We start from the raw sequence: 12,679 nt of genomic DNA, 5'->3' as shown, positions 1-12,679 counted from the left end.
CCTTGTATGATTGAGAGGGGCCTAAGGCGTAGGTTGGAGATCACTGCGATCATCGTAAACTTCAACAGCGGATCTCGTCTTGAACAGTGCGTAATGAGCTTGCGGCGTTATCTGAATATGTCTTCTGGAGATCGGATTATCGTCATCGATAATGCATCGACTGATGGCTCGGAGACCGTGGTCGCTGGGCTACCATGCGTTGATTTAGTGAAGTTGCCGAAAAACATTGGATACGGGGCGGCTTGCAATCATGGGGCTGCCTTGGCTCGTTCACCCCTCCTCTTGTTTCTTAACCCGGATGTTAGACTTATTTCCCCGGTTGAAGCGATCAGAGGTGATTTTGCGTCCGACCCGCAGGTGGTCTGTGTGGCACCTATGATTGTGGAACGCGGACAGGCAATACGATCCATAAGGCCATTCCCAACCATCTGGTCAGACCTCGCACATGAGCTTTCATTCCGAAGGAGACCGGAATACGTCTCGATTGATACGGGTCCTATGGAGTTTAGTGGGTACGCGCAAGGGTCGTGTCTGTTCATTCGTACGTCCTCGTTTGAGAAGGTCGGAGGCTTTGACCCCGCATTCTTCCTTTATTATGAAGAGACCGATTTGCTTCGGCGGATGGCAAGCGGCAGGTTCCTGTTCGACCCACGCTGCCGGGTGGAACATGAATCGGGCGGTTCGTCGTCGCATTTATCGTGGAAGCGGACGGCGTTACGGTATCATGGAAAGGTGCATTACTTCAAAAAACATTCGAGTTATGGGGCTTTCACCATCCACCGCCTGCTGACGCTCGGAGTCCTCATGCTGAAACTATTGGGTGCGATAGTGAGCCCAACCCTACGGGTCAAACGAGACGCATACCGATACGCACTGGAGCTGTATCTCCATGGCCATCGACCATGGAACCTGTAGTACCCGACCGACGGTGGTATCTGCCCCCAGGGGGGGTTCCCACCCGGTGCGTTCCGCGTGGATGACTGGGGCGCTTTTTGGGGTACTGAGTGTTTACTGGCCGTTGGTGGACAAGGCCTTACCTCTGGGTTTGGGCCTATTGCGAGCTTACGACGTGGCTGTGTTAGTGGTTCTGGGTTTCGCGTTCGTGCAAGTGCTTCGCCTTGGTTCGGTGTCGTTGAGGATGCATGTTCCTGTTCCAACCCTCCTGTTGGTAGCGTTGTATCTGATAGTAGGTGTACGCCTAATGAGTGTGGCGTTTTCACCTTGGAGTGAATGGACACTGTTGTGGTCCGTTGGAAGATATGGTGAGGCTCTCGCGCTTGTGGTGACAGCACTAGTCTTGCCTACACCTTTTGGAGAAGGCCTTCGCGGAGCCCTGGTCATCTCAGGACTCGCCGAGACAGCCACTGGGGCTTTACAGCTTATAGCATCCCACGGAGTACAGCCTGGGGTGGGAATTGCAAGTGCACGTGGGGTATATGAGCTGCAAGTTTGGTTCGCTGTGACCGGGCTCATGATGGCTGCTCAGCGGAGCAGGGTGAGGTTCGCGTGGCTGCTCGGAGGTGCGGGTATTCTGGGAGTTGCTGCGACCATGATTCGGACAGCGTGGATGCAGCTTATAATCGCGATCGGCCTAGGTGCCTTGACCCTCAATGGGCAAGCCAGAGGCCGCTATGTACGGCGGGCGGTGTTAGGGGCAGTGTCGCTTGGCGTCGGAATCGTGATATTAGCTAAAACGTCTCCATATCTTCAGTACAAACTACAACAGCTTACCCAGGGAACCGGCACCATAGGAGTGCGCCTTGCCTTATGGTCGATGGGTCTTCATGCTTTCCGTGCATACCCATTTTTGGGGATCGGATCAGGCGGGTTCGCGCGGTATGCGGATATCATAGCGGGGGAGGCCGGTGTGCCAGTTCCTCCTCAATATCTTGATTGGCGGCTATCGGCTCATAATACGGTTGTGGGCATTTTGGCAGAGACGGGCTTAGCGGGGCTTCTCGCGTACGCTATGTATGTACTGGGAGTGATACAGGTAGTACGTAGATTGGCGCGGTCCGCAAATGGAGAGGGGGTCTCGCCAACAACAGCGGCGCTGGGCCCTACTTTAGCTTCAACAGTAATCTTGGATACCGTTGCTCAGAGTTCGTTCGGTCCTTTGACCCTGGCTTTGCTCCTACTCGCGATTTATGACTTGCGGAGGCTAGCACGACGATGAAAGCAGCCTTTGGCATAGTCGTCATAGCTCGCGATGAAGAAACGCGGCTAGGGCGGTGCCTTCAAAGTTTGGAGGGCTCTGGGGCAGATCCTGTCGTGGTTGTGGTAGATTCTCGGACGCGGGACGATACCGCCGCAGTCGCCCGGGCGTATACCAAACACGTCATCGTGGCAGATGGCCAACGTGGACGACTACGTAATATCGGCTACCGCCATGTGAATCAGCCATTCGTTGGCTTTCTCGACGCGGATATGTTGGCCACTACCGACTACTTCAGGTACCTGGCCCAATTTCTGGACCAGAGGCCGGGCGTGGCAGCTATCGCCGGCCGCCAATTTGCTAGGCAGGCGTGTTTGTTCAGCAGGCTTGAGTGCCAATATTGGAACTACCGTCGCGCTGTAGGCACTGGAGGCGCCATGTTCCGTGTAGCCGCACTAGATGAGGTTGGAGGCTTCCGGGATGAGCTCAACGTGGGCGAAGATGCTGATGTTCTCCATCGGCTCCGCCAACGCGGTTGGGATATCGCTTGGACACCCGCTGTGGCAGTGCAGCATGAGCACGCGCCTGATATCCGGGCGTGGTACCACAAGATGACGCACGGGTCGAGCGCGGGGCTTCACTGGCGGGCGTGGGTTAGGGCCGGGTCAAGTCCCATGGTCGGCTTGCACGCGGCGTTAACCACGGGATGTCTTCATCTCGCGTGGTACGTTCCGGTTAGGGCCGTGGTAATGCTACGAAAACAACATAAGGAGTATCAGCCTTTGGGAGCTCATCGGGATCCACTCCGAGGCAACTGCGGAGGGTAAAGGGCCGGATGAGCGCTCGACGTGTATTTTCGTGCGACGGCGAGATAGGGTCATGATTCAGCAACGCCTGCGAGGTGAGCCGTCTGAGGATCCTGATGGTTTCCGAAGACTTTCTGCCGAATGTCGGGGGAATAAGTGCCCATGTTTATGGCCTTGCGGGGGCGCTTAGCAGGCGAGGACACGTAGTGACTGTCTTGGGTGGCCGACGTACAGCGCAGCCTCCGGGGCTCGCTGCATCAGATTTTGAAGTGATCTCACTGGCGCCGGTATTACCGGGTAAGTTGAGGCATGCCTCGTTCTTGGTAGGTGGGTTGTCGGAGGGTCTGAAGATCCTGCACGGGCGGAAGTTCGATATCGTACACTGGCACGGTTTATGGAGCGATAGCCTCGTTGCGAGGGTACTCTCTGCTTATTTTAAATCTACACGCGTTTTCACCAACCATAGTTCCATGTTCTATCGACTCATCAAGAATGGCCTCACAAAAGAGCTCCTAAGAAGAGTAGTCGGAAGACCAAATTTGTGCATTGCCCCTAGCCGGGAGCTAGCCGCCCTATCACGCCACGTCTTTCCCGATGTTCCTAGTGTGTACATTCCAAATGGGACCGACGTAGAAGCTTTCACGCGCAAGGTAAGCAAGGATGCCGCCAAGCGTGCTTTGGGGCTGGACAGGGCGCATCGGGTCGTGCTTGCACCGAGAAGGCTTGAACCCAAGAACGGCATCGAATTTCTCATCAGAGCTATTCCCCTCATTCAAACGTCTCCGAAACCCCTGTTCTGCATTGTGGGTACCGGGTCGGAACTCCAGCGGCTTCAGCAACTAGCAAGTTCACTAGGCGTTTCGGAGCATATAATCTTTATGGGCTCTCGCTCACGGGAGTCAATGCCCTTGGTCTATGCAGCGGCGGATGTTGTTACCATACCATCTCTAATTGAGGCGACCAGCGTAGCGGCCATCGAAGCGTTAGCTGCTGGAGCGCCCATAGTTGCAAGCGATATTGGGGGGTTGCGGGATCTGCTCGCAGGTGAGTCTGCTGCTCTATTGGTTCCCCCGGCGAATGCCGGTGCGCTTGCGGCGGCCATAGACACGGTGCTTACGAATGATGACATGCGCCATGTAATGGCAACCGCTGGCCCCCGCTTAGCTCTGCGCTACTCATGGAACGCCATAGCAGAAGCGACGGAGCGTGCATACGAGTGGGCAAGGGATCAGTCAGGGGCGGGTTAAGCCGTTCTTATGTTAAGTGGTCCGGGACTCGGCCCGGCTTGAGGGGCGAGCCCAGGTGGCCACCTGCTGGCGGTGAACTCCATAGGAGGCCTCTTGATGAAGGCGTTGATCTTGAGTGGTGGTACCGGAAGTCGCTTACGACCTCTCACCTACACCTCCGCGAAGCAGCTCATCCCCGTCGCCAACAAGCCCATCCTCTTCTACGCCATCGAAGCGCTGCGAGACGCCGGCATCACCGACTTCGGGATCGTCGTCGGGGACACGGCCCCGGAGGTCATGGCGGCGGTCGGCGACGGGTCCCGCTGGGGCATCCGGGTCACCTACCTCCGCCAGGACGTGCCCCGGGGGCTGGCGCATGCCGTGCACATCGCCGAGGACTTCATGGCCGGCGAGCCCTTCGTCATGTTCCTGGGCGACAACGTCCTGAAGGGCGGCGTGACGGACTTCGTCCGCCGGTTCCGGGAGACCCGGCCCGACGCCCTGATCCTCCTCAGCCGGGTGCCGGACCCGCAGCGGTTCGGGGTGGCTGAGCTCCGGGACGGCCGGGTGGTGCGGCTGGTGGAGAAGCCGGAGGTGCCGCCGAGCGACCTCGCCCTGGTGGGGGTGTACCTCTTCAACCACCGCATCTTCGAGGCCGTCCGGGTCATCAAACCCTCTTGGCGGGGGGAGCTGGAGATCACGGACGCCATCCAGCAGCTGGTGGACTGGGGCTGTGCGGTGGAGCCGCACCTGGTCGAGGGCTGGTGGAAGGACACGGGCAAGCCGGAGGACGTGCTGGAGGCGAACCGGCTGCTCCTCGACACCATCGAGCCCCGGGTGGAAGGGGAGGTCGACGCTTCGGAGCTGTCGGGGCGCGTGCGGATCGGCGCGGGAACCCGGGTGGTGCGGAGCGTGGTGCGGGGACCCGTGGTGATCGGCGAGGGGTGCGAGATCGAGGACGCGTACATCGGCCCGTTCACGTCGATCGGGGACCGGTGCAGGGTGCGGGGCAGCGAGGTGGAGAACAGCGTGATCCTGGAGGGCTGCGTGATCGACCGCGTGGGGGTGCGGATCGACGGCAGCCTCCTGGGCCGGGGCGTGGTGCTGGAGCGGGCGCCGGACCGGCCGCGGGCGATCAGCCTGGTCCTGGGGGACCAGAGCCGGGCCCGGATCGTGTAGGATGGGTCGGGAACGCGTCGCGGTGGAGGGTGCAGCGTTGGAGCCGAAACCCGTGGAGCCCCGGAAGTTCCGCGCCGTGAGCCGGGAGCGGATCGACGGCGTGAAGGTGAAGCCGCTCCGGGTGATCCCCGACGAGCGGGGACGGCTCATGGAGATGCTGCGGGCGGACGACGAGATCTTCATCCGGTTCGGCCAGGTCTACATGACCACGGCCTACCCCGGCGTGGTCAAGGCCTGGCACTATCACCGCAAGCAGTGGGACCACTTCGTGGTGGTCAAGGGCATGATGAAGGTCGTGCTCTACGACGACCGCGAGGGCTCGCCCACGCGGGGCGTGGTGAACGAGTTCTTCCTGGGCGAGCACAACCCGGTGCTGCTCCAGATCCCGCCCCTGGTGTACCACGGCTTCAAGTGCATCGGCGAGACGGAGGCCATCTGCATCAACGTCACCACGGAGCCGTACAACCACGCCGACCCCGACGAGTACCGGGTGGACCCGCACGAGAACGACATCCCGTACGACTGGGCGCGGCGGGACGGGTGAGGCGGAGGGGCAGATGGCGCGGCGCATCCTGGTGACGGGCGGGGCGGGGTTCATCGGCAGCAACTTCATCCGGTACGTGCTGGACCGTCACCCGGACTGGCGGGTGGTGAACCTCGACCTCCTGACCTACGCCGGCAACCCGGCGAACCTGCGGGACGTGGAGGGCCATCCGGGGTACCGGTTCGTGCACGGGGACATCGGCGACATGGGCCTGGTGCGGGCGCTCCTGGCGGAGGAGGCGCCCGACGCGGTGGTGCACTTCGCCGCCGAGTCGCACGTGGACCGGAGCATCGCCGGGCCGGAGGTGTTCGTGCGCACCAACGTGCTGGGGACGCAGGTGCTGCTGGAGGCGGTGCGGCAGGAGATCGCCCGGCGGGAGGCGGTCGGCCCGGCGGTGGGGCCAGCGGGATCGGCGGCGGCCCGGGGTGCCGGCCCGGAGGGCGGCCGGCCGGGGCTCCTTTTCGTCCAGGTCTCGACGGACGAGGTGTACGGGTCGCTGGGCCCGACGGGCCTCTTCACGGAGGAGACGCCGCTGGCGCCGAACAGCCCGTACTCGGCCAGCAAGGCGGGGGCGGACCTGCTGGTGCGGGCCTACCACCACACGTACGGGCTGCCGGCGATCATCACCCGCTGCTCGAACAACTACGGGCCGTACCAGTACCCGGAGAAGCTGATCCCGTTCTTCATCACCCGGGCGCTGGCGGACGAGTACCTGCCGGTGTACGGGGACGGCCTGAACGTGCGGGACTGGCTGTACGTGGAGGACCACTGTGCGGCGCTGGAGCTCGTGCTGCTGCACGGCCGGCCGGGGGCGGTCTACAACATCGGCGGGGGGAACGAGCGGACGAACCTGGAGATCACCCGCCGGATCCTGGCGGAGCTGGGCAAGCCGGAGTCGCTGATCCGGTTCGTCCCGGACCGTCCGGGGCACGACCGGCGGTACGCGATGGACGCGACGAAGATCCGGCGGGAGCTGGGGTGGGAGCCCCGGCACTCGTTCGAGGAGGGGCTCCGGCGGACGATCGACTGGTACCTGACCCACCGGGACTGGTGGGAACCGCTACTTGCAAGTTCGCCAGCCTAAAGGAGCTCATTAGGACTTTGTTACGGTCGTGGGGATGTTATTAAGGCGCCGATGAGAACTCACATGCGTGGCTCGCATCTAGCCAGAAACACGATACTCAACCTTTTCGGCCAAGGGATCCCACTTCTCGTTGCTTTCTTCACAATCCCTTTCCTCACGAAAACACTGGGATCAGACCGCTTTGGGGTCATCGCTCTGTCTTGGGTCATCCTGAATTATTTTGCCGTTTTCGATCTTGGACTTGGTCGTGCAACCACGAAGTTCATAGCTGCTGAATTATCGCGGGGGAACAACCAAAACATACCATCAATTCTCCGTGCTGTTGTGAGGGCCCAGTACGGACTAGGGATTGTTGGCGGACTGGTTCTCGCTGGCTTTACCCCCTACCTGGTGGAGAGAACCCTCAAGATTCCCTATGCACTGTGGGGTGAGGCGAAGGCAACATTCTATATCCTGGCGGTAGCGATACCGGTCGTCCTTGTATCCGGATCGTATCGTGGTTCGCTTGAAGCCGCCCAACGGTTCGACCTCGTAAACGCGGTGGCCATCCCTTCTGGTCTGGCCAACTACCTAATGCCAGTCGTGGCGGTGCTACTTCGGTGGGGGCTGCCGGGTACCATTCTCCTCCTTGTCATTATTCGAATCCTTGGCCTCACAACTCTATGGTGGCTGGCTAATCGTACCTTTTCTTCGACCACAGGAGGACCGACGACAGATGCATCTCTCTTAGGAACCTTGTTGCGGTTTGGGGGTTGGGTAACGGTCTCGGGTGTCGTGGGACCGATCCTCGTTTACTCGGATCGATTCTTCATCGGTTCGCTCTTAGGCTTAGCGGCTGTCTCTTATTACTCGGCTCCGTACGAAATGGTCACTCGCTTGTGGATCATTCCCGGGAGCCTCGTGGCTACCCTTTTCCCAGCCTTCAGCAACCTCGACGCACGAGGCCAAGAAGAAAGGACGCGAATTACGAGGGTATTTTTCCAATCGGTTAGGTATTTGTTGCTGGGTGTCGGATCGATCGCTATCCTCTTGGTAAGCAACGCGCGGAACGTGTTGGGAGCCTGGCTCGGTCCAGAGTACGCGACGGAAAGTTCCGCGACACTTCAGGTCTTCGCTGTTGCCGTACTGATAAATTCGGCCGCGCAGGTGCCCTTCACGCTCGTCCAGGCCGTCGGGCGCCCTGACTTGACCGCAAAGCTACACCTGTTGGAAGTTCCGATTTACGTCGTTCTAGCATGGACCCTAATCACGAGATGGGGTGTCGCGGGGGCCGCGGTAGCGTGGCTTGTGCGAGTAACTCTTGATGCCCTGCTACTCTTTGTAGTGGCTGCCCGCCTACTTCAGATGTCCACGAGGATGTTTTTCACCGAGAAGATTCCTCAAGCCACGGCCTTGGTGCTCATCTTAGCGGCTATCGGATACGGCCTTAGTCTTTATTCATTACCGATGTGGACCCATCTCATAAGCACAATTATCATCTTTCTTGTGTTTGCTGGAATTGGCATTCGGCTCTTCATTCCCGATTCCGAACGAGAACGGATTCTGCAACTTCTCAAGGCGGTGATCCGTAGCTCATGAATCCAATCGACAATGAGGGAGTACGTAGCGAAGAAGCGCCCACCTGCCACCTCTGTGGAAGTAGGGGGCAACTACGACAGAGTGCCCTGAGGGACCGCCTCTTTTCTGCACCCGGCACCTGGAGTCTGCTGCAGTGCCCCACGTGTGGTTTGATTTGGCTAAACCCTCGTCCTCTGCCATCCGATGTCGGGAAGCTATACACGACCTACTTTACCCATCGTTCTCCATCCAAGCCGGCAGGTTTGAGCGCGCGACTACGGAATTTCATAAAGTCTAGCGTTCTTGCCTCGGCCTTCGGTTATGAGGGTAACGGGTTGATGAAGATGTTGGGATTATTCCTTGCTCGCGTTGGGCCGCTCCGGGAAATGGTGGGTGGCTCCGTGATGTGGCTAAATGGTGCGTACCGCGGTGAGCTGCTCGATGTGGGCTGTGGTAGCGGCCAATTCCTTGCTAACATGCGCGCACGTGGATGGAACGTCCTTGGGGTGGAACCAGACGGAGAAGCCGTGCGGGTGGCGCGAGAACATTTTGGGTTAACGGTATCTCAGGGAACCCTGGAGGAAGTCGATCTTCGTGAGGGCACTTTCGACGCGGTAACTTTGAACCACGTGATCGAGCACGTCCTTGATCCGGTGGGCATACTTCGCTCGTGTCGACGTGTTCTTAAACCGGGAGGCCTGCTAGTGGTCGTTACACCTAACCCCGCCGGCTTGGGAGCCCGATTTTTCGGCGAAGGTTGGCTGCACTGGGATCCGCCGCGACACCTGTTCCTCCTATCGCCTCAGAATCTCGGGGAGGCTGCGCAACGGGCAGGCTTGCAGGTTGTCCGTCTATGGACTGTCTCTCGGGCCGCGCGGGACACATGGCAAGCGAGCCGGATTCTCCGTCGACACGGGGTCCTTCGCGGTGGTATTCCGCGGAACGTGCCCATGCGACTTCGACTGGAGGGTTGGCTTTTCTGGGCAGTAGAGTATGCGCTCTGTACTTCACGTCCTTGCGGTGAAGAGATCGTCATGATCGCTACCAAGCGAGACGCGGCGGAATGATTGCCGTACGTGCACAGTTGGTCCGGGGGCCACGACACTCAACCGCGCCGAGGGGGCGGCCGTCCAGCGGAGCAAGGTACATCGCGCAGCTGCTCACGTATACCACGCCAGCCGTGGGTCCGCGTTCAGTTGCGCCAGGACACGTTTCAGTTCCTGAATCCGATCCTTGCGCACGATGAGGGTGACGTTACTGTCACGGACGATGATCATGTCCTCCAACCCGATGGTGACGATGAGGTCATCGCCCGTGGTGTAGAGAATGGAGCCGCGAGTGTCGAACCCCACGTGGCGGCCGACGACCACGTTGGCGCCCTGCCCCCGCAGCAGCCGTTCCAGCGCCGTCCAGTCGCCCAGGTCGTCCCACCCGAAGCTCGCCGGCAGGACCACAACACGGTCGGTCTTCTCCAGCAGCGCGTAGTCGACGCTGATGCGCGGGAGCGCCCCGTAGGCCGCCGTGACGGCGTCGGGAAACGCCTCCTCGAGGGGCTTTACCACCTGCGGGGCGTGGCGGCGCAGCTCGGCGAGCACCACGCCGGCCCGCCAGACGAACATGCCGGAGTTCCAGAGGAAGCGCCCGGAGGCGAGGTAGCGGGCGGCGGTCTCCGCGTCGGGCTTCTCCACGAACTGGGCGACCCGGTGGATCGACACGCCGTCCGGGTCGCCCAGTTCCTCGCCGCGCTCGATGTAGCCATAGCCGGTGGCTGGGTAGGTCGGTTGCACCCCGAACGTGACGAGGACGTCCCGGGCGCGCGCCACGGCGGCCGCGCGCACGACGGCCTGTTGGAAGGCCGCCTCCTCGCCGATCCAGTGGTTGGCCGGGAATACGCCGAGGACGCAGTCCGGCCCGCGCCGGGCCTGGGCGGAGAGCGCCGCCAGGGCCACGGCGGGGCCCGTGTCGCGGCCCTCCGGCTCGACCAGCAGGTTGTCCTCCGGGAGCTCGGGCAGATGCTTCCGGACGCCCGAGACCAACGGGGCAGCCGTCACCACCAGCAGGTTCGCCCAGTCGCCGGCCAGGGGGAGCAGGCGCTCGGCGGTCGCCCGGAGGAGGCTCCGCCCGGTGCCGTCGAGGGCGAGGAACTGCTTGGGCCGGTTCTGGCGTGAGAGCGGCCAGAAGCGCTCTCCCCGACCGCCGGCGAGGATCACGGGGACGATGGGTGTAGACATGGCGGCTCACCCCTCGGGCACAGGTCGATGAGGGAATTCCCTGCCACCACGACCAAGACCTGCCGGCGCCGCAGCGAAGAAAGGACCGGTACGCCGCCCACTTGGCGAACGGTGTTAGCACCGACCTGCCGGCCACGCCCGCCGATGGCCCCGAACGCGCGACGCCGGCGCAGCTCCCGGAGCTGGCTCGGGTCGGCGAGGAGGAGCCCCAGCGGTCGGAGTCCGTGGGAAGGCGGAGGAGGAAGCGGCCTCCCGGAGCGGCGCGTCGGTGAGGACGTGGGCCCTGTCCCTGACGATCGCGTGCTGCCAGCCGCCGAGCGTGGAACCCTCCAGCAGGGTGCGCTCGAAAAGCGGTTTCGCCTCCCCACCATGGAACAGCGAGGGCGGGGCCACCCCCAGTTGCGTCCGGACGCCGCGGTAGGGGGCGCTAGGGGTGAGACGGGAGTCGCGGATGTAGGCGAACAGGTGGCGGGTCCGGTTGGGTGGGTCGTCCAGAGCCCGGATGGCGGTGGGCTTCCCCGCGCCGACCTCGGCCGTGATGGCCAGCAACGGCGGGTGGCCTGAGCCCGGTGGGCTGGATGCCAAAGAGCTCTCCACGGCCCAGGTGGTGGCCAGTGCTGGACCCGGTACAGGGGCCGGGGGCGGTGAAGCGGTTGGTGACCAGGGTGGCGATGACCTGGTCGTGGAAAAAGGTGGCCCTGCACCCCGCCGGCACTGGCGACCGATGATCTCGGCAAGGCAGCACCGGTCGAGGAACGACCGCATGACCCAGAGGGAGCCAAGTTGCTTGGTAACCACCCGCAGGACCTGCTGGCCGACCGGGATGGCGAACCGCCGCGGCTGGGGTCGGGAGCGAGGCGGCATTGCAGTGATCCCCCGGGGGATGAACTGCCCGGAAGCTTGCGACCGAGGCCGCAGTTCCTGCTGGTAGGGCGAAAAGCCGTAATTGGCGCGAATCACGTGGTGACCAACGTTCGATCTACGAAAGACGGCACGAAGGTTCATCGGTGGAGTAGCCCGTCGGCTTTGAGAACGGGGACGTGGCTGATAGGAACCAGGCGATTGCCTCCATTGCGCAACGGGGGTGGGAACCAGATCTCCCGGAGCCCTACCGGCGCTACGACTGCCTTACGGCCAGCAGGGAATCATTCCAGTCTCCACGAACACGATTGCGTCAAGCTGTTACGTGGCAAACGACTGAGTGACGCCCGCTAGCGAAAGCGAAGAGTCTGCATGGGCTCACCGCAGTTAACAAGGCCTTCTTTGACGTCGCTTGAGCCGCTCTATTGACCCCACACACGGGGGTTGGACTGATGGACGCTCTCCGTCTCTCTGTAGCCCTATATGATGCCGTCGCCGTGTTGGTGCCAGGCTTCGTTCTTCCTGCAACGCTCTCCCTCCTATGGCAGCCCTCTCTACAGGTTTACTCGCTAAATCCCTGGGCTGTTGTAACTTTCAGCTTTATCTCCGGTCATACTATCCAAATGGTATGTAGAATTGTCTATAACCAAGTCGATCGCTTATGGCCACCGAAAGGCTTCATGGACAGTGCCTCTGAAGAATTAAGGCAGGTAATAGACTCATTCCTGCAAGAGTTGTACGGAGTCGCTTTTTCCAAGGAAACGCTCGGAAAGCACAGGAAGGATCTATGCTACTCTCCTGTTTGGAACAGAATGGAAAACTACAAGCTTTTCACAGCGTTAGCAGATCTCCATAGGGCTTTAGGAGTTCTCAGTCTAATCGTTAGTGCTGAGTTTGCAATACGCGCGAGCATGATGCATGCGGGTTGGAGCCTAGGCGTTTTACCTCGCTCTCCGACCACGCCGTGGCTGAATTGGCTCCTCTCGGCCCTGGCGGCGATGGCATTCGTTTTGTTGACCGATCGTGGGCGATTCTT

General features: G+C 61.2%; 10 protein-coding genes. 9 read left to right on the top strand and 1 reads right to left on the bottom strand.

Translation table 11 applies throughout. The features are described 5' to 3' along the window. The first annotated feature begins 6 nt into the window (after window positions 1–6). The 9 genes from caldi_RS17775 to caldi_RS17755 all read left to right on the top strand — a co-directional run bounded on the left by caldi_RS17775 (window position 7) and on the right by caldi_RS17755 (window position 9,618). The gene (locus tag caldi_RS17775; protein WP_406568108.1) at window positions 7–915 is read left to right on the top strand and encodes a glycosyltransferase family 2 protein; all 909 of its coding nucleotides are present in this window, start codon (window positions 7–9) and stop codon (window positions 913–915) included. Continuing rightward, window positions 890–2,176, top strand: a complete 1,287-nt coding sequence (locus caldi_RS17770) for an O-antigen ligase family protein (protein WP_406568107.1) — start codon at window positions 890–892, stop codon at window positions 2,174–2,176. The genes caldi_RS17775 and caldi_RS17770 overlap by 26 nt, the downstream gene beginning before the upstream one ends. Beyond that, window positions 2,173–2,982 carry a glycosyltransferase gene (locus caldi_RS17765; protein WP_406568106.1) on the top strand — a complete coding sequence of 270 codons (810 nt, stop codon included), beginning with the start codon at window positions 2,173–2,175 and terminating at the stop codon, window positions 2,980–2,982. The genes caldi_RS17770 and caldi_RS17765 overlap by 4 nt, the downstream gene beginning before the upstream one ends. Before the next feature lie 95 nt (window positions 2,983–3,077). Beyond that, the gene (locus caldi_RS17760) at window positions 3,078–4,208 is read left to right on the top strand and encodes a glycosyltransferase family 4 protein (RefSeq protein WP_406568105.1); all 1,131 of its coding nucleotides are present in this window, start codon (window positions 3,078–3,080) and stop codon (window positions 4,206–4,208) included. 96 nt (window positions 4,209–4,304) lie between these two features. Then, complete coding sequence (locus caldi_RS07085) at window positions 4,305–5,366, top strand: glucose-1-phosphate thymidylyltransferase (RefSeq protein WP_264844400.1); 1,062 nt, start codon at window positions 4,305–4,307, stop codon at window positions 5,364–5,366. 37 nt (window positions 5,367–5,403) lie between these two features. After that, window positions 5,404–5,910, top strand: coding sequence for a dTDP-4-dehydrorhamnose 3,5-epimerase family protein (locus caldi_RS07080; protein ID WP_264842354.1), 507 nt, complete (start codon window positions 5,404–5,406; stop codon window positions 5,908–5,910). 13 nt (window positions 5,911–5,923) lie between these two features. Next, window positions 5,924–6,994, top strand: coding sequence for a dTDP-glucose 4,6-dehydratase (gene rfbB / locus caldi_RS07075; RefSeq protein WP_264844399.1), 1,071 nt, complete (start codon window positions 5,924–5,926; stop codon window positions 6,992–6,994). A 51-nt stretch (window positions 6,995–7,045) separates the two neighbouring features. Further along, window positions 7,046–8,572 (top strand): flippase, encoded by a 1,527-nt coding sequence (locus tag caldi_RS07070; RefSeq protein WP_264844398.1) that lies wholly within the window; start codon window positions 7,046–7,048, stop codon window positions 8,570–8,572. Next, complete coding sequence (locus caldi_RS17755) at window positions 8,569–9,618, top strand: class I SAM-dependent methyltransferase (protein WP_406568104.1); 1,050 nt, start codon at window positions 8,569–8,571, stop codon at window positions 9,616–9,618. Before caldi_RS07070 ends, caldi_RS17755 begins: the two co-directional genes overlap by 4 nt. Window positions 9,619–9,711: 93 nt before the next feature. Here the strand turns inward: caldi_RS17755 and caldi_RS07065 are convergent, their stop codons facing one another. Beyond that, window positions 9,712–10,782: a mannose-1-phosphate guanylyltransferase gene (locus caldi_RS07065; RefSeq protein WP_264844397.1), complete on the bottom strand. Its 1,071-nt coding sequence runs from the start codon at window positions 10,780–10,782 to the stop codon at window positions 9,712–9,714. Between the last annotated feature and the right edge of the window lie 1,897 nt (window positions 10,783–12,679).

The organism is Caldinitratiruptor microaerophilus (assembly GCF_025999835.1).
GTDB classification, from domain to species: domain Bacteria; phylum Bacillota; class Sulfobacillia; order Symbiobacteriales; family ZC4RG38; genus Caldinitratiruptor; species Caldinitratiruptor microaerophilus.
This window is presented reverse-complemented; position numbering and strand designations above follow the sequence as displayed.